This window comes from Bacteroides sp. AF20-13LB, assembly GCF_003603065.1.
Classification (GTDB): Bacteria; Bacteroidota; Bacteroidia; order Bacteroidales; family Bacteroidaceae; genus Bacteroides; species Bacteroides uniformis.
In genome coordinates this window covers 59,658-79,315 of sequence record NZ_QTMH01000009.1, presented here as the reverse complement: position 1 = coordinate 79,315, position 19,658 = coordinate 59,658, and the positions used below count along the sequence as shown (strand labels likewise).

Genomic DNA, 19,658 nt, shown 5'->3' with positions numbered 1-19,658 from the left:
AGCAGAAAAGCATGGAGAAAAAACAGGCAAGAAGGACAGGCAGAAAACCGAAGACTGATCCGGCGGACTACAAGTACAATTTCCGTCTGAACGCACAGGAGAAAAGCAGATTTGAAAGACTGTTTCTGGAATCCGGAGCAAGGGACAGGACAATCTTTATCAAGAAATCAATCTTTTCAGAACAGCTGAAGGTAATCAAGGTGGACAAGGTTTCCATGGACTATTACATCCGGCTCGGGGAATTTTACAGACAATTCCAGGCAATAGGCAACAATTACAATCAGGTCGTAAGGGCCGTACAGAAAAACTTCGGGGAAAAAAGGGCGATGTCCTTGCTTTACAAACTTGAAAAGGCTACCCTGGAACTGATACTGCTCAACAAACAGATTATGGCCTTAACTAAAGAATATGAAAAGAAATGGTTGCAAAGATAAGTCACGGAGAAAGTCTTTACGGGGCACTGGCCTATAATCATGAAAAGGTATTTCAGGGGACGGCGGAAATCCTTTCCGGACACCGGATGATTTCCGACCGCCCGGGACTGCCGAGCGAGGACATGCGTCTAGCTCTCCTTTCATTTGAAAACCATCTGACGGCAAACAGGAGGACGGATAAGCCGGTCCTGCATATCGCCCTCAGCCCGGCACCGGAAGACAGGCTGGACAATGACAGGCTGGCGGAACTGGCAGAGAAATACATGCAGAAAATGGGTTATGGTGACCAGCCGTTCATCGTGTACAGACATGGAGATACCTGCAACACGCACATACATATCGTGAGTGTATGCATTGACGATGAAGGAAGGAAAATCAATGACTCCTATGAACACCGCCGTTCAATGACAGCCTGCCGGGAACTGGAACAGGAATTCGGACTGCGTAACAGTGCGGATGCGGAAAGACGGAATCCGAAAGCGGAACTGAAAAAGGTGGATGCCTCACAGGGGGATATACGCCATCAGATAGGAAACACACTAAAGGCCGTACTGGAAAGCTACCGTTTCCAGACTTTCGGAGAGTATTCCGCACTGCTTTCCACACTGAACATTGAAGCCCGACAACTACTAGGCGATTACATGGGAACACCCTATACGGGTATCATCTATTCGGCTACAGATGATATTGGAAAAGTAGTCAGCCCTCCGATAAAAAGTGCAAGGTTCGGCAAGCGTTTCGGAAATACGGGACTGTCCGAACGTATGTTACGGCATACACAGGACTTCAAGGAAGGCAGATGGGCTCCTGCCATATCCGGCAAGGTCGTATGGGCCATGCGTAACGCAAAATCGGAACAGGAATTCAGGGAACTGCTGAAACAGGAGCACATTGATGTGGTATTCCGAAGGAACGATACCGGACGTATCTACGGTGTCACATTCATAGACCATGAACGGCGCGAGGCGTTCAACGGTTCACGTATGGGAAAGGAGTTTTCCGCCAACGTATTCAACGGCCTTGTCAACTGGTGGGAAGGAATACCCTGGCAGGACAGACAACAGTCCGGTCCGGAGGAACTTTGGAAACGGTACGGCCACCGTATGGAAGAAAACAGTGCGCTTGAACAGGCGGCAGGCATCTTCTCCTTTGAGGCAAATCCGGCAGTCGATTACGAGGAAGAAGCGTTCCGTCGCCGCATGAAACGGAAAAAGAAACCGCAGAAACGCAAATCACACGGTATCTGATCAATCAAAATGAGTCAACAACAGGGGGAACAACGGATTCCCCCACAATCATCTACATCATTATGCAACAGGAAGACGATTTGAGAGCCCTTGCCAAGATTATGGAATTCGGCAGGGCTGTCAGTATTTTTATTCTGGTAGTCCACGTTTATGTATACTGCTATCCCAGTATGAGTGCCTGGCATCTGAATCTGGATGTCATAGACCGGATACTGATGAACTTTGACAGGACAACCGGTATATTCGGCTGTATCCTTTGGACAAAACTGATGGCAGTGCTTCTGCTGGCCATATCCTGTATGGGTACTATCGGAGTCAAGGGTGAGAAGATTACATGGCAGCGTATATGGGCGGTACTCACTGCCGGGGCGGTTCTGTTTTTCATGAACTGGTGGCTGCTTGACCTGCCTTTTCCACACGAAGCGATTACTGCCCTGTATGTGGTGACACTTGCAGCCGGTTATCTATGCCTGCTCATGGCGGGACTGTGGATCAGCAGGCTTTACAGGCATAACCTGATGGAGGATGTGTTCAATATGGAAAACGAATCCTTCATGCAGGAGACAAGGCTGATGGAGAATGAATATTCTGTCAATCTGCCCACCAGATTCCAGTATGGCGGCAAGCTCAACGACGGCTGGATCAACGTGGTCAATCCTTTCCGCGCGACCATCGTATTGGGAACACCGGGTTCCGGTAAATCCTACGCAGTGGTGAACAACTACATCAAACAGATGATTTCCAAAGGTTTCAGTGTATATATCTATGATTACAAATTCGATGACCTTTCAACCATTGCCTATAATACATTGTTGCACAATATGGACAAATATAAGGTAAAACCGCATTTTTACGTCATCAATTTTGATGATCCGCACCGTTCACACCGCTGCAATCCCATCAATCCGGAGTTCATGACAGACATATCTGACGCATACGAAGCAAGCTATACCATCATGTTAAATTTGAACAAGACCTGGGTGTGACCTGTAAAGTCACGTAATTGATTGTTAGACAGCAATATTAATTGCATGATTTAACCCGCTGTTCCGTCAGCGGTAGCCTACTATAAGGTGCATCTCCAGTGATGGGTTGTGCCAAGCTTATAGGACAAAGTACACTTTCCGAAAGGACAAGACTGAACCGTGAGGGAATGTCAAGGACGGTTAGTATCATACCGTTGAGTGGCGAGGCTGGATAGCATGGTTAACGTAAGTGAACTGACTTTAGCCGTCGTAAGGTTTGAAGGAGCGCAAGATACTTTAGCTCTCACCAAAAGGTAAGCAGTCGGATAACCCTTGCCCATGTTGGGGTTACACGGACACAGCACTGCCGGCGGACTTGGCAGAACCTAAACTATCCGTTTGTCAATTACGTGGAACAGGGCAAGCCTGTATCTCTCTCGTAAGAATGCGAGTAAGCGAACCGCAAGGCAAGCCGAATGGGGTGCAGGTATGAGATAACGGAAAAAGCGAATGCCACCCTGTAATGGGGTGGATACGGATTGAATCAACATCACGGGTTGTTATTGGTGACATCATCCGACACGAAAGTGGGCAGACTTCCGTATATGGTAACTCTTTACAAGATAACTTTTAGAACTTTCAAAAGGAGGAAAGCAAATGAACGAAACTAAAACATCGTGTGCGCCTGCTGATAGTAGGAATCTAACTTGGGACGGCATGGACTGGTCCAAGTGTGAAGCCCATGTCCGAAAGCTACAAGCGCGTATTGTAAAGGCTCAAAAGGAAGGCAGACATAACAAGGTGAAAGCCTTGCAGTGGATGCTGATCCACTCTTTTTACGCCAAGGCATTGGCGGTAAAGAGGGTTACTTCCAACAAAGGGAAGAAAACGTCTGGAGTAGATAAACAGCTTTGGGATTCTCCCAAGCGCAAGTACAAAGCAATCGGTGAACTGAAACGTCGTGGTTACAATCCGCAGCCGCTTCGTAGGGTTCACATCAAGAAAAAGAACGGTAAACTCCGACCGTTGGGAATACCGACAATGAAAGACAGGGCGATGCAGGCATTATATCTCATGGCATTGGAACCGATAGCCGAAACGACAGGCGACCGCTTTTCTTATGGTTTTCGCAAGAAACGCAGGACAATGGACGCTATCCGTCAGATTGATACGGTTCTAAACCGCCAGCATTCCCCCGAATGGATTTTGGAGGGAGACATTAAAGGCTGCTTCGACCATATCAGCCACGACTGGCTTCTTAATCATATCCCTATGGATAAGACGATACTCAGAAAATGGCTGAAATGTGGAGCTGTATTCAATGGCAAACTATTCCCGACAGAAGAGGGTACACCACAAGGAGGTATCATATCACCGACACTTGCAAATATAGCACTTGACGGACTTCAACCACTCTTGGCTGAAAGATTCAAAAGATTATGGCGCAACAATAAGACATTCCACTACAAGGTAAACCTTATTCGTTATGCGGATGACTTTATAATCACAGGTCGAGATAAGGAGCTATTGGAAAACGAAGTCAAACCTATCGTGATAGAATTTCTCAAAGAAAGAGGGCTGACCTTATCCGAAGAGAAAACTACCATTACGAACATATACGACGGTTTTGATTTCTTAGGTTTCAATGTGAGGAAGTTTGGCAAAAGGCTATACACATCCCCGTCCAAAGATGCACAGAAACGCTTCAGGGCAAAAATCGGTGACATCGTTAAAGGACATAAAATGTGTAAGCAGGAATCGCTGATACGAATGCTTAATCCTGTAATCACAGGTTGGGGCAACTATTACCGATATGGTGCATCAACCGATGCTTTTCATGGTTGTGACAATCACATTTACAATCTCACGAAGAAATGGGCTTTACGTCGCCATCCAAAGAAACGCAAGTCTTGGGTTGCAGACAAATATTGGCATGAAATTCGGGGGCGTAAATGGACGTTTGCATGGAAATATGAAACCAAGAGCAAGAAAGTGAACTACCTGACCCTTAAAAGGTTGTCGGATATACATTATACCCCGTACAAGCAAATCAAAGGTGAGGCAAACCCCTTCGACCCGGAATACGATGATTATTTCTTTCAGCGAAAGGAGCAACAAATGCTGGAATCTCTCAAGGGACGTAAGTCTCTCTTATATTTATGGAACAAGCAGAACCGGATTTGTCCGTTATGTGGCAAGGAAATAGATTGTACAAAAGCATGGAACGTCAACGAAATATCTGTTGATGGTTCGATTGTACGGCAACTTGTCCACAACAACTGCTACAAGCGAAATAAACGAAAATGTTGAAAGTATGAGCCGATTTCTAACAACAAATAGAAATATTGAGTTGCTTGAGCCGTATGAGGGGAAACTCTCATGTACGGTTCTTAGGGGAGAAGGGGGCAGCAATGCCCTTGACTTACCCGATATTGAAAAACAGGGTGACTTCTTTGTAGAGTCTCCTATTATCCTTTTGGCAGCTATAATCTGGTATTTGAAAATATACAAAAATGGTATCTATTGCAGCTTCCCTCATGCCGTGGAACTGCTGAACAAACCTTATTCTGATTTGTTTACCATATTGACTTCCTATCCGGAACTGGAGAACTACCTTTCTCCTTTCATGGATGCCTGGAAGGGTGGGGCACAAGACCAGCTTCAGGGCCAGATAGCTTCGGCGAAAATTCCGCTTACCAGAATGATTTCTCCACAACTGTACTGGGTCATGACAGGCAATGATTTTTCTCTGGACATCAATAATCCGAAGGAACCTAAAATCCTTTGTGTGGGCAATAATCCGGACCGACAGAACATCTATTCCGCAGCGCTCGGACTGTATAATTCCAGAATCGTCAAACTGATAAACAAGAAAGGGCAGCTTAAAAGCACGGTCATTATAGACGAGCTTCCTACCATCTATTTCCGAGGACTGGACAACCTGATTGCAACGGCACGTTCCAACAAGGTGGCGGTCTGTCTGGGATTCCAGGACTTCAGCCAGCTTAACCGTGACTACGGTGAAAAGGAAAGCAAGGTGATTCAAAATACAGTCGGCAACATATTCAGCGGTCAGGTGGTCGGCGAAACGGCCAAGACACTTTCCGAACGCTTCGGAAAGATTTTGCAGAAACGGCAGTCCATATCCATCAACCGTCAGGATGTCTCTACATCTATCAACACCCAGCTGGACTCACTGATTCCAGCATCCAAAATTTCCAACCTCTCACAGGGTACGTTTGTCGGTTCCGTATCGGATAATTTCGGTGAGAAAATCGACCAAAAGATTTTCCATGCGGAAATTATCGTGGACCATGCCAAAGTAAGTGCGGAAGAAAAGGCTTATAAAAAAATCCCGGTTATCAACAGGTTCAAGGACAGTGAAGGAAATGACATCATGCTCCAACAGATACAGCGCAATTATGACCAGATAAAGGCGGATGCACAGGCTATCATCAACGATGAGATGGAACGTATCAAGAGCGACCCGGAACTATGTGAACGGCTGGGAATAGAAAGTGCAGAAGAGGAGAAAAGAAAAGCTGAATAGATACAGAATGACAAATAAATCCTGAATCAGTTTGATTTTCAGGGAACATTCCTTATCTTTGAAATTGAAATAGAACATAACGGCGGATTACGGGATGTTTCCGTCGATTATATACATAAGTCGCAAGATGTCTCGAACAGGAATCTGACAAATTCAAAAACACGGAGGCTATTGCGTGAGGCTTATGCTATACCTTATAGCGTGAGCCCATGCGAGTTTCTGTGTTGGGCTTTGTCAGAGCCTCTGTTCGAAATAAGCATGGGTTTCATGCTTTTATTTTTAACAAGCAGAGGTATGGCAAAAGTACAGATTATTATGCCCGTCACATTGGACGGATTTCTACCGGATAAAAATGAGGAACTGATGGAATGGCTCAGGACAGACCGGAACGGTTTCCCTTATTGGGAAGAGCGGGCTACATTTAACATGTATCCGCATTACGGTATGCTTGATTTGATGGATGCCAAGGAAAGACATGAAAAAGACTGCACATTTTTCATGAAGGTAGAAGATGAAAAAAGTGCAGAATATGTGGGTGGTGTATTTCTCTTCCGACTCGCAGATGAACTGGTCATTTACCTGCTTCCAATATCATACAAAAGCGGGAAAAACATAACCGGAAAGATTCAATTCGGACAATGGACTTTGCGTGAGTCCAAAACATTCCGAAACAATGTATGCAGACTGGTATACCGCCTTAAAGAATAAAGATTACTTCAGACCAAGTTTCTTCATTTTCTTGTACAGGGCTGTACGACTGCAACCGAGTTCCACTGCTGTCTTGCTGACATTACCATGATTTTTCTCAAGCAGGTTTCGTATCTTTTCCTTTTCCTGAATGATACGAATATCCGGATTGTCACTACAATCTACATTGTCCAGTCCCAAGTCACAAACATCCAATAATACATTATCCGCAACAATTACCGCACGTTTGATTTTTGCGTTCAATTCCCGCACATTACCAGGCCAGTCATATCCCAGCATGCATGCTTTCGCTTCTTCGGTAAATCCCTCATTCTTGACACGGATTCTACAGGAATGTTCTCTTCTGAAGAATTCGGCAAGCGGAAGAATATCGTCTTTGCAATCTTTTAATGGCGGTTGAACAATTTCGAGTTCTGCAAGGCGATAATACAAATCCTCACGAAAGCGACCTTCCTCCACCGCTTTTTTCATATCCTCATTGGTAGCAGAAATGATACGTACATCCGTATGTTTCACTTTATCACTTCCTACCGGATTAAACTCCTTTTCCTGAAGGACACGTAGAAGAAGAATCTGCATGGAATACGGCATATTACCAACTTCATCAAGGAATAAGGTTCCTCCATTGGCCGTCTCAAAATGTCCTTTCCTATCAGCAACAGCTCCTGTAAAAGCTCCTTTGACTACACCGAAAAATTCAGAAGCCTGCAAATCGTTAGGTATACTTCCACAATTGACGGCAACGAATGGTTTGTCACGTCTGTCACTATAACGGTGTATCATCTGGGCTATCACCTCTTTACCGCTTCCACTCGAACCAAATATCATAACAGAAAGATCCGACGGTGCCACACGACGAGCCAGTGAAGCGGATTTTCTTGCTGCTTCACTGGTACGTTCAACAAAAGAACATTCTTTACGTACAATAACAGGTTGTTTAAGCATGCTATGTACTAATTCTATCAGTTGCTCTTGATGAACAGGCTTTTGCAAATAATCCTTAGCACCGAGCTTGATGGCACGGACCGCATCCGTGATACAGGCATAATCTGTCATGACAATAAATGGAACTTCCACATTAGAACGCATCATCCATTCCAGAAGGCTGATACCATTTCCTTCCGGCAGACGTACGTCTCCCAACACAAGATTGATTTCGTTTTTCTTCAGAATACTACGTGCTCCGGGCTCGTCCATTGCGGTTAGAACTTCGTAACCGGCTTTTTGCAACCATTTTTCAATCATACCGCAGAGTATCATATTATCTTCAACTATGAGGATTTTCATATTTCTTCAGTTCCTTTTTTGTTTCTTCTATTAATTTTTTAAGCCACTCCATGATTTGTATTGCATGTTCATGAACAGTTTCGTTTTGGCTATCACTGTCATGCAATATTCTTTGAAAATCACGTAAAATATTATCTTTCTCGAGCATTTCCCATACAGGCATCATCCGGTGTATTATTTTTCTCATGGTCTCACGGTCGGTTATCCTGTCAGCAGATTCCATCTCCTCCAGTTCTTTTTCAGATTCCATAACAACGAGAGAAAGCATATGACTATAATCATCCGTATTCTCCAGTAAACTGGAAAAATCAAAATCTCCGGAAACTGAAACTTGTGTACGAGATACAATGGTGGATAAAAAAGCGAGCAGTCCGTGGATATTGAACGGTTTATGAATACAGCCTGCAAATCCTTCTTTTTCATAAATTCCGGAATTTCCATCACCACGGGCAGTCATGACTGCTACTGGAACAGTTCTAAAATTGCCGATGTCCGAATTGCGAAGCAATCTTAACAAACAGAATCCGTCAGTATCAGGCATTTGTACATCTGTCAAGACCAAATCATATTCAGAATTTTCAAGAGCGGCCACTACTTCACGTGCATTCTTACAGGTTTTACAGGATATACCTTTGCGCCCGAGCATATCTTCTGCTATTTTCAGTTGTATAGGATCATCGTCCACTACAAGAACATTCTTAGGCAATATAGTTATTGTATTATGGTCCGATTTGTCTTCCTCAACTAACTCATCCGTTTCAGGCAAAGGAAGTTCCAGCCTGAATACGCTTCCTTTACCGAGTGTACTTTCCACATCCATTTTTCCTTCCAAAACCTTAATTAATCCTTTGGTAAGAAAAAGTCCCAAACCAAAACCTTCAGAATTGACATCCTGTGCGGCACGCTCAAATGGAGCAAATATTCTTTTCATTGTTTCCTCGTCCATCCCTATACCGGTATCTCTAATTTCAATCCGAAGTTTTCCCTCTGAATATTCAGTATGAAAATTGACGTTTCCTCTGGAAGTAAATTTGATAGCGTTTGTAAGTAGATTGGCCAGTACCTGTTCGAGTTTGTCCGCATCACCTTTTACAGTTACATTTAATCCTTTGTGTTCAGAATATAAAATAAGACCTTTTGAAGTCGCTTTACGAGAAAACTCATCTGAAATTCGTTTTAAAAAACGGTTAAGATAAAAAGGTATATCATTATGTAAATCTCCAGCTTCATTAATACGGTAAGCATCCATCAGATTATTGACCAAATGCAAGACGTGCTGGCAAGAATGGCGGATGTCATCTAAATATATTTCACGCTTTTTCTTCTCTCGCGTTTCCGATACTAGATCGGCACAGTTATGGATATTACCAAGTGGGCCTCTAATATCATGTGAAACTGTCAGGATGATTTTCTTGCGCATATCAAGCAAATTCTCGTTTTCCTGAATAGCTTGTTGTAATTTGGCTTTAATTATTTCTTCTTTACGTAAATCTGATTGTATAATTAAAAATGAAATTAATATTATAAAAACCGCAATACTCATCATTACGATAAATAATCGGAAGGATTCTTGTTTGACTTCTGTTACCTCTGAGTTTCGTTCTGTAAATGACAACTGTACCTGATTATCTAAAAACGATACAAAATCATATAACTTCTGATTTAACATCCTATTATGCAAACGCAGGCTATCCACATAGGTTTCAATCTGATTGTTTCGCAAATCTCTGGCAGAAACCAATCTATTATTAAAATCTTGTATTTCATTAGTAATATAGGGAACTTGTATCTTTTCCTTCTTTCCAAATAATCCGGCAATTCCTTTCTTTTTCTGAGTTGTTGTCTTCACTTTTACTGTTTGAGTAGCTATTATAGGCAATTCATTAGTAAGAATACTATCAGATTTATTCGCAAATTGGATTGCTTTCATTATTCGAAACAAGTACATTTCTTTCGTTCTAAGCAATCCCCGTAAAGAATCAATTTGAACCGGACATAAAAAATCACCACTCCTTAATTTAATTTCAAGTAAAACACTATCTGTTTTAAAAAGGTGATTATGAAATATGTTATAATCAGACTCATCCCATGCTATAACCGATTCACCTAAAGTTGCCAACTTAGTAATATACAAATGAACTTTATTGGAATTCTCATAAGCTTCATTAATTTGAATTATCAGATTCTTAAGTTCTTTTAACCGACAACGTTCATTTATCATCGCAGTAACCATACTTATGACTATAAATCCAGTAATAAAATATCCAATAAATAGTCTTTTACGCAATAATGAAGTCATCAGGAACATTCTATTGATTTTTTGACATCATAATTTTATATATTTAACTAGTCATAGTATATATCATTCTCAAATATTTATTTCAAATTCAAGCAATAAAAAAGCACTTCATATTACAACTGAAACTCATTAATGAAAAAGTTGAATATATGAAGTGTTTATTAAATTACGATATAAACTATAAAAATCCTATTCTTCTGGGACCAGTGTATAAACCCTTATCCAGTCGACAAGGAAAGTGTGATCTTCCACATTTTTCAGTTCCTCATCCGTAGGGCTTAAACCTTTAACGGCCCTCCAGCTTTGGTCTTCCATATTTATTATGATGTCCATATCCTTAACCAACCCCGTGCCACCAGTGTAGTTGTTGGGATCAATAATATCCTTACCGCTTATAGTTCTGACGAGTTCTCCATCTACATAATATTCAAGTGTGAAAGGATCTTTCCAGAATACTCCAACACGATGAAAATCATCGCGCCACAATGTTCCCTTGTCATCCTTATACCATGAACCTGAATCCTTTGGCTGATAATCCTTGAATGGCTGACGGATGAATATGTGATGGCTTAAGTGAAGTCTGTCGGCACCATAACCTCCACCGTCTCTATCACCACCGTATGCCTCTATAATATCGATTTCCTGAGTATCATCAGGGCTAAGCATCCATACATCGGATGCCATGGTTGAATTTGAAAGTTTGGCGTATGCTTCTACATAAACCGGATATTTTACACGAGTCTTCGATGTAATACATCCTGTATAGGTTCCCGGGAGTTCCTTTGTGTTAGGTCCGCTTACAACTTTCTTTAGAGGGACATCTTCAGGACGGCTGGCTCTGATTTTAAGGAATCCGTCTGAAACGGAAACATGGTCTCTCTGCCATATTGTAGGAGCAGGCCCTGTCCAATGATTATGATAGAAATCAGTCCATTTGGCATAGAACTCTTTTCCTTTATCCTTTTCGTCAGCAATATAATTAAAGTCGTCCGACTGTGGATGAAGTTTCCACACCATACCGTCACCAGCATTAGCTGGTACAGGATAGATGTCCCACTCGTATGATTTATTATTTAAATTTTCTGCTGCACATGCAAATTGCAACGATGCTAAACAAATAGTAAACAGTTTTCTCTTCATGGTATCTTAATTTAAATTAGAATAATTTATTTACGTTCTTTTGATTCACCCTTAGCAGTATGTGTCTGCAATGTCCAAGTAGAAAATCTCATTATACTCTGGTAATCAGAACTGTTGTATATATGAGTAAGACCCCATCTCAATATTTCGGTAGGTTCTTTTTCGGCATCTGCACTACGGTTCAGACCAATGGCATGTGGTGCACCCTTTACTACAGACATTATCTCAAAGTTTATTCCGTCAGGCGACCACTGAAGTGTATTCTTTTCAGGACCATCGGTAGTAATAAGAGAAGCTATACCTCCTTTATAAGGCCAGACGCAGACTTCATGCCCACTGTTTGAAATAGGATTATATTCCGATTTCACATACGGACCCATAGGATTTTCAGCAATAGCCACACCGTGTTTGATTTCACGACCACCCCATGTTATTTCTTCTCCCATACGTTCTCCTTTGTAATACATATAGAACTTACCATTATAAGGTATTATACACGGGTCGTGTACCTTATGACTGTCGAAATCGCCTTTCGATACAACCTTGAATCTGTTATCCTCATCGCCTTCCCATTCGCCGGTATCAGAAGGTTCCAGTACTGGCTTGTCTGTCTTGGTCCACAGTCCTTCGGGGGAATCAGCACATGCCATACCGATAGTATTCTTAACACGGACTGTATAAGGAGATTTTACAGCCTGATAGCAAAGATAATACTTTCCTTTCCATTCCATTACCTCAGGAGTGAAAACAGAACGATCGTCGTAAGCACCCTTTTCACCACGCTTCACTGCAATTCCCTGCTCTTTCCATGTCAATCCATCCTTTGATGTGGCATACCATATATCGCATCTGTCCCACGGGAAAACCTTATCTTTCTCTATATCTCCAGCAAATCCCTGGGTAGGTCCATAGCTCTTTGAATACCACACATAATATGTATCACCTATTTTCAGCATTGCACTCGGGTCTCTTCTTACTACGCCCTCTTCATAAGCAAGATCACCTTTAAGTGGTTCCATCTTATACTCAAAGAACCATTTATTGTCGTGATTTTCCCATTTCATGGCACGTTTCATAGCTGCACTTAACTTATTTCCCTTAGGTATTCCCAATGAATCGGCCTTACGCTCATCATAATTCTGAGTGTCGTCAACGGCAATAGTCTGTGTATTGCCTGTATTTCCGCATGCTGCCAATAGCGACATCATGCCGGCTGCAAAAATAATTTTTCTCATACTAGACTTTATTTTATATTAATTGTTAGTTTATTCGACTGTAATTCACTTGTTTCTGCACTGATATTCAGTACCGATGTTTTTTCTGTTGACTGAAGCATCAGCATACATCTTCCCTGATATGTCATAATCTCCTTGCTTTGATATGGAGATACGTTCTTTACATTTCCATTGTCTATACCCAACAGACGGTACTCTCCATCGATGTTGAACTTAAGCATCTGTTCTGTTGTCTTTACAGGATTACCTTTTTTGTCTGTAAGCTGGGCTGTGACATGCAGAACATCCTTTCCATTTGCTGCGATACTTTGTTTGTCAACCGCTAGCAATATCGAATGTTCTTTGCCTGAAGTCCTTATAGCTGTAGTGGTATTACCTAACTTATTTTTTCCTTTTGCGGTAATAGTGCCAGGCTTGTACTGAACTGCCCATTTATAGATATGATCCTCAAAATCGTCTATATACTTCTTTCCCATCGACTTGCCGTTAACGAAAAGTTCCACTTCATCACAATTGGAATATATTTCTACTATTACCGAGTCACCTTTCTGATAATTCCAGTGAGAGTTTACATCATCCCAAACCCATAATCTTCTATCCCATTCATGTCCTTTCTTATCAGTAAAGCCATCTTTTACCTGGAGATACGAAGATTTGTCTGGAGTCTGTGAATATATAGCAATAAAAGGCTTGTCAGTCCACAATGATTTCATCATGTCGTACGAAGGCTTCACATAGCCGCACATATCCAGGAGACCACATCCTATTGACTTTTGAGGCCATCTTGAAAGGCGGCTTCCACTTTCTCCCAGATAATCGACTCCTGTCCATATAAACATACCCGGAACGAAATCTCTTTCAATCACCGCCTTCCATTCGTGCCACTGACCAAGATTTTCTGTACCCATTATAGGTTTGTCAGGATAATTCTTCTTAGCATAATCATACATCACGCGTCTGTAGCTGAAACCAGCCACATCAAGTGCATCGATATATCCTGTCTCAAAACTTATGGAAGGCAGGATGCAGTTGGCGGTAACCACTCGTGTAGTATCCATCTGGCGTGTCCATGCTGCTAATTTTTGCGCTGTACGACCAATGTCGTATGCTTGTTTAGGCTGGATTTTCCACATTTCTCTGATTTTTTCTTTAGAGTATGGAGGCTGGTTCCAGAAGTAATTACCGTTGGAATCGGCTCCAAAGAAACCTGTTGCCTCACGGCATCCGGTATAAGTCCATTCTATTTCATTACCTATACTCCACTGGAAGATACAGGCATGATTACGGCTTCTCCTCATTACGTTTTTCAAATCCCTTTCAGCCCATTCCTGGAAATGCTCACAATAACCATGAGTAGGATAGTCTTCTACCGTTTCCTTCATATTGAGCCTTTTATCTTTGGGATAATCCCACTCATCGAAGAACTCTTCCTGGACCAGAAGACCTATCTCATCGCACAAAGACAGAAACTCATCCGCTCCCGGATTGTGCGAAAGGCGGATGGCGTTACATCCTCCTTCCTTAAGGGTTTTCAGACGTCGGTACCACACATCGCGTATCATTGCTGTGCCAACTATACCGGCATCATGATGCAGGCATACTCCTTTTATCTTCATATTTTTTCCGTTAAGGAAGAAACCTTTGTCTGCATCAAAGTGGAATGTTCGTATACCGAACCTGACAGTGTTTTCAGAAATGACTTCATCGCCATTCTTAATACGGGTCTCGGCTGTATAGAGGACTGGTATCTCGACGCTCCACAAATCCGGCTGTTTTATCTCCGATACGATGTCGATAATTTTCTCCTCACCAGCATTCAGTTTTATACTGAAGACCTCAAAGGCTGCGATATTGCCTTTATTATCTTTATACACTATCTCAACAACAGCTGTTCTGGGTTCAGAGTAACTGTTGCGCACGGTAATTTGGTTGTTTACTTTAGCATATTTATCAGTAACCACGGGAGTAGTGACAAATGTTCCCCAAACCGGAATATGCAGTCTGTCGGTTACAATCATTTTCACATCCCTGTATATACCTGAACCGGTGTACCATCTGCTGTCGGCATAATGGCTGTGGTCGACCCTTACAGTCATGCGGTTATCCTCATTGGGATTGAGATAGTCTGTGACATCAAAATAAAAAGGAGCATATCCCGAAAGATGATATCCAAGTTTTTTGCCATTTATCCAATACTCAGAATTATTATATACTCCATCGAACACTATATAGCATTTCTGATTTGCGCTGATTGTTGTGGGAAATGATTTGCTATACCATCCTATTCCTCCCTGAAGGAAAGCTACACACCCTTCGCCAGAGATGGAGTCGTAAGGCAGACCAACACTCCAGTCGTGTGGCAGGTTCACTTTCTTCCATTCATCACCAGGGACATAAGAAGTATATGAATAATGAGCAGAATCTTTCAGTACGAATTTCCAATCTTTATTGAAATCAACATTTGAATCAGATGCTGAAACCTTTAGGGTTGATAATAGGATTATTAAAGCTAAAAGATTTTTATTTCTCATAATCTTAGGTTTTACATGTTTTTTTGATGTCATAAAACTATATCTTTCACTTATAATATATGAGGGGGATATTAATGTGATATAGGGTGGGAAATCAGAATTTTACATCTGCCCTGTATTCCACCGTCACCTACAACCTTTACAAAGGATGTTCCTTTCTTCCCTCTTATGGTTCTCAGGACAAACAGACACTTTCCGTTATATGTCCTTACACTATTGTTTATGACGTTGATGTTCAAATCTTCTATCGAAGGCGATCCATTGTCGAGTCCGGCAAGTTCAAACTTGTCGTCGAGGATTATCCTCACATCCGAAGGTATATCGACTACTGTGTTTCCTTTTTTATCTTCAATGGATACTTCTACATGGATAAGGTCATAACCGTTGTCGGTAGCTGTTTTGCGGTCGCAGTTCAGTGCCAGACGGCACGGCTTGCCGCTTGTGGACAAAGTGTCTTTCGACAATATTCTGTCGCCGTCCTTGCCTACCGCAAGGAGTGTTCCTTCCTTGTATGCCACCTTCCACATCAGTATATTATGCTCCATGAAATCGCTGCGTTTCTTTGTTCCCAACGATTTGCCGTTCAGAAACAGTTCCACTTCTGGGGCGTTGGTATATACCTGTACCAGTATGTCCTCGTCCCTGCGGTACTTCCATTTATCGCGTGTGTCGTACCACTCCCAGCGTCTGATCCATCCCGGGCGTGGAGTGTAGGTGAAACTTCCGTCAGCATCCATCTTGAACTCGCTTTCTTTTTCAGGTATTGTTACAATATGGGTTTTCGGTGTGTCTTTCCACAGACATTCAAAGAAATGGCCACGCGCTGTCTTGTTGCCCACGAAATCGAAGAAAGAACAGTCTCCACCCCTTGCAGGCCATGGACCGTTCTCGCCAAGATAGTCGAATCCTGTCCACACGAAGATGCCCGCTATGTACTTCTTGTCGGCCACGGCTGTCCATTCAAAGAGCTGACCAACATTCTCCGAACCGATAATAGGCTGATATGGATATAGCTTATGGTCGATTTCATAATATTTGTCTTTATAGTTATATCCCACTACATCAAGCACGTCTGTATATCCGGAGAGACGCGAAACTGACGGAACAACGACTCCTGAAGAGACGGGACGGGTAGTGTCCACATCCTTAACCCAACCGGCAAGGACAGCGGCTGTTTCAGCCAAATCGTCTTTTCCTCCTGACAGACGGTTGAACTCTTTCAGTATAGACTTGTTGTCTGTTTCCGGGTCGCCCGTATGGATAAGCCCCTTGAACCCTTTATTGTCTTTGCTCGATGCCCAGTAATATGGATAGGTCCATTCTATTTCATTGCCTATACTCCAGAGTATCACGCAAGGATGATTTCTGTCTCGCCTGATGAACGACTTGAGGTCGTGCTCGGCATGCGTATCGAAGTATCTGGTATATCCTATTGATATGCTGTCGGGCGCATCTTCCTTAGCTCGCTCAGTAATCCACTTTTTCTTTGCTACCTTCCATTCGTCGATAAATTCATTCATTACAAGAAGTCCCAGACTGTCGCACATTTCCAGCAGACTTTCCGAATGCGGATTATGGGCTGTACGTATGGCATTGCAGCCTATGGAACGAAGTTTCAGAAGGCGTCGCAACAGGGCATCATCGTATGCGGCAACACCCATACATCCCAAGTCGTGGTGTATGTTCACTCCTTTTATTTTTACGGATTTTCCGTTTAGAAGGAAGCCTTCATCCGCATCGAATTTAATGTTGCGGATACCAAATTTTGTTGTTTTCTTATCCATCACATATCCGTCAGAAGCAATCAGAGTAGTATGAAGCTCATACATCGAAGGCGTTTCAAGACTCCAGAGATGACAATTCTCCAGTTCAACAGATGCAGTGAACTCATTGAAATCGCCTTTCAGGGCAACAAAATCATCGGAAACAGAAGCTATTGTCTTGCCGTCGTACACTACTTCGTGCTTCACGGTGACTCCTTTTACACCTGTTCCAGCATTCTTCACCTCGCATACCACATTCACCATCGAACGGTTGCCTACCTGTGGTGTGGTAACGAATATTCCGTCTGAAGGAATATAGAGCTCGTTTCTTAGAATAAGACTCACATTCCTGTATATACCGGCACCGACATACCATCTGCTGTCGGCATACGCTCTTCTGTCAACGCAGACAGTTATTGTATTCATCGAACCTTTTGGTTTCAGATATTGAGTAAGTTCATATTCAAATCCCACATATCCGTTAGGACGGAATCCCAACAGATGCCCGTTTATCCAAACCTTTGAGTTATTATATACACCTTCGAAATGAATGAACACTTTTTTCCCATTCATATCATCCGAGGTGAGAAAATTCTTCATGTAAATCCCCACACCGCCAGGCAGAAAACCATTGCTTCCGGCTGTCTGAGTCTTGGTATATCCTTCGCTGATACTCCAGTCGTGAGGCAGACACACATCCTCCCACTTTATATCTGGACTCAGGAACAAAGTGTCCTGAGGCACGAAGCCTGCTGGTTTGCTGAATTTCCAATCGAAGTTGAAATCCACTTTAGTGGAGGTTCCGGCATAACAGAATCCGGACAGAAAGATAGTTAAGACTGTGATAATGTTTTTTATGGTCATATCGATTTTCAGATTAATATTAATGACAAAAATAATTTCAAAAGTGTAAAAACAAAAAAACTCTCCATTTATATTTCAGATATCAACGGAGAGTTTCATCATTTAAAAAAATAAAACATTTTATAAAGTTACTCCTTGCTTAAGGATAGCTATTTCCCGGTATCCCTTCTTTTCGTTCAGTGCCTGCTTTCCGCTTGCCACTTCCACCACAAAGTCTATAAAACGTCTGCTTAAAGATTCCATGCTTTCTCCCTCTACCAGAGTTCCGGCATTGAAATCAATCCACGTATGTTTCTGCTCGTACAGCGGTGTGTTGGTCGATACCTTCACGGTTGGAACGAATGTTCCGAACGGTGTTCCTCGACCTGTTGTGAACAGTACGATATGGCATCCGGCAGAAGCAAGAGCCGTACTTGCCACAAGGTCGTTGCCCGGTGCGCTCAACAGATTAAGTCCGTGTGTTGTGACACGGTCGCCATATTTCAGAACATCCTCCACCATCGAGCTTCCCGACTTCTGTGTACATCCCAATGATTTCTCCTCAAGTGTAGAAATACCTCCCGCCTTGTTTCCCGGCGAAGGATTTTCATATATAGGCTGGTCATTGCAGATGAAGTAGTTCTTGAAGTCGTTTATCATGGTCACTGTATCGTCGAATATCTCCTGCGTACGGCAACGGTTCATGAGCAGTGTCTCGGCTCCGAACATTTCAGGTACCTCCGTGAGGACTGTTGTCCCACCCTGGGCAACAAGATAGTCAGAGAACACCCCAAGCATCGGATTGGCCGTGATACCGGACAGTCCGTCAGACCCGCCGCACTTGAGTCCTATACGCAGTTTTGACAGGGGGACATCAGTCCGCTTGTCTTCCCTGGCTATGGCATACATCTCACGAAGAAGTTTCATACCCTCTTCTATCTCATCATCTACTTTCTGAGAAACAAGGAAACGGATCCTTTGGGTATCATAGTCACCTATAAACTCGCGAAAGGCATCAGGCTGGTTGTTCTCACAGCCAAGACCTACGACAAGGACAGCTCCGGCATTGGGATGAAGGACCATGTCGCGCAATATCTTACGGGTATTCTCATGGTCGTCACCCAACTGCGAGCATCCGTAGTTATGAGGGAAAGATATAATGGAGTCAACCCCCTCGCAATCTGTTTCCTTGCGAAGCTGTTCGGCCAACTGGTTTGCTATTCCGTTCACGCAACCCACCGTAGGGATAATCCATATCTCATTACGTATGCCGGCTTCTCCGTTGGCACGCAAATATCCTTTGAATGTACGGTTCTCGTTCGAAAAAGTCTGTTTCTCGAACTTCGGAGTGTAAGTATATGTACTCAGACCGGAAAGGTTAGTCTTAACAGTTTTCTCGTTCAGCAGATGTCCTTTCCTGACTTCTTTCACAGTGTGCGATATAGGGAAACCGTATTTTATCACCATATCACCTTCTGCAAAATCCTTCAAGGCAATCTTATGACCGGCAGGTATATCCTCAGCCAGTTCTATAAAATTGCCGTTTACCTCTATTATAGTACCCTTGGACAATGGGTGCAGTGCCACAGCCACATTGTCCGCAGGGTTTATCTGGATATATTCAGTCATAACAAACTAACATTTATAAATTGAAGA

At 42.8% G+C, this 19,658-nt stretch carries 12 protein-coding genes and 1 pseudogene; 6 read left to right on the top strand and 7 right to left on the bottom strand.

Annotated elements, in window-relative coordinates; genetic code table 11:
- Positions 1-11: 11 nt before the first annotated feature.
- The 6 genes and pseudogenes from mobA to DWX62_RS11900 all read left to right on the top strand — a co-directional run bounded on the left by mobA (position 12) and on the right by DWX62_RS11900 (position 6,904).
- On the top strand, positions 12-434 hold the full coding sequence (gene mobA / locus DWX62_RS11925; RefSeq protein WP_040312737.1) for a conjugal transfer protein MobA: 423 nt from the start codon (positions 12-14) through the stop codon (positions 432-434).
- Entirely contained in the window at positions 419-1,681 is a 1,263-nt protein-coding gene (gene mobB, locus DWX62_RS11920) for a conjugal transfer protein MobB (RefSeq protein ID WP_120172851.1), read from the top strand. Before mobA ends, mobB begins: the two co-directional genes overlap by 16 nt.
- Positions 1,682-1,743: 62 nt before the next feature.
- A pseudogene (locus DWX62_RS11915) lies at positions 1,744-2,664 on the top strand (YWFCY domain-containing protein); the annotation flags it as partial.
- Positions 2,665-3,303: 639 nt separating this feature from the next.
- Positions 3,304-4,956, top strand: a complete 1,653-nt coding sequence (ltrA, locus tag DWX62_RS11910; protein ID WP_120172850.1) for a group II intron reverse transcriptase/maturase — start codon at positions 3,304-3,306, stop codon at positions 4,954-4,956.
- A 4-nt stretch (positions 4,957-4,960) separates the two neighbouring features.
- Entirely contained in the window at positions 4,961-6,196 is a 1,236-nt protein-coding gene (locus DWX62_RS11905; RefSeq protein ID WP_007560906.1) for a TraM recognition domain-containing protein, read from the top strand.
- A 294-nt stretch (positions 6,197-6,490) separates the two neighbouring features.
- Positions 6,491-6,904, top strand: a complete 414-nt coding sequence (locus DWX62_RS11900) for a hypothetical protein (RefSeq protein ID WP_025018816.1) — start codon at positions 6,491-6,493, stop codon at positions 6,902-6,904.
- Positions 6,905-6,907: 3 nt separating this feature from the next.
- Here DWX62_RS11900 and DWX62_RS11895 read toward each other — a convergent pair whose 3' ends face one another.
- From DWX62_RS11895 to DWX62_RS11865, 7 genes are all read right to left on the bottom strand, one after another.
- Positions 6,908-8,191 carry a sigma-54 dependent transcriptional regulator gene (locus DWX62_RS11895; RefSeq protein WP_007560909.1) on the bottom strand — a complete coding sequence of 428 codons (1,284 nt, stop codon included), beginning with the start codon at positions 8,189-8,191 and terminating at the stop codon, positions 6,908-6,910.
- The gene (locus DWX62_RS11890; RefSeq protein WP_120172849.1) at positions 8,172-10,499 is read right to left on the bottom strand and encodes a hybrid sensor histidine kinase/response regulator; all 2,328 of its coding nucleotides are present in this window, start codon (positions 10,497-10,499) and stop codon (positions 8,172-8,174) included. Before DWX62_RS11890 ends, DWX62_RS11895 begins: the two co-directional genes overlap by 20 nt.
- 180 nt (positions 10,500-10,679) lie before the next feature.
- The gene (locus tag DWX62_RS11885) at positions 10,680-11,630 is read right to left on the bottom strand and encodes a family 16 glycosylhydrolase (protein ID WP_007560915.1); all 951 of its coding nucleotides are present in this window, start codon (positions 11,628-11,630) and stop codon (positions 10,680-10,682) included.
- Between the two features lie 26 nt (positions 11,631-11,656).
- Positions 11,657-12,865 carry a family 43 glycosylhydrolase gene (locus tag DWX62_RS11880; RefSeq protein ID WP_007560917.1) on the bottom strand — a complete coding sequence of 403 codons (1,209 nt, stop codon included), beginning with the start codon at positions 12,863-12,865 and terminating at the stop codon, positions 11,657-11,659.
- A gap of 8 nt (positions 12,866-12,873) precedes the next feature.
- Positions 12,874-15,396, bottom strand: coding sequence for a glycoside hydrolase family 2 (locus DWX62_RS11875; protein WP_040312738.1), 2,523 nt, complete (start codon positions 15,394-15,396; stop codon positions 12,874-12,876).
- Between the two features lie 71 nt (positions 15,397-15,467).
- Positions 15,468-18,023, bottom strand: coding sequence for a glycoside hydrolase family 2 TIM barrel-domain containing protein (locus DWX62_RS11870; RefSeq protein WP_007560921.1), 2,556 nt, complete (start codon positions 18,021-18,023; stop codon positions 15,468-15,470).
- Between the two features lie 120 nt (positions 18,024-18,143).
- Positions 18,144-19,631 (bottom strand): altronate dehydratase family protein, encoded by a 1,488-nt coding sequence (locus tag DWX62_RS11865; protein WP_007560923.1) that lies wholly within the window; start codon positions 19,629-19,631, stop codon positions 18,144-18,146.
- Between the last annotated feature and the right edge of the window lie 27 nt (positions 19,632-19,658).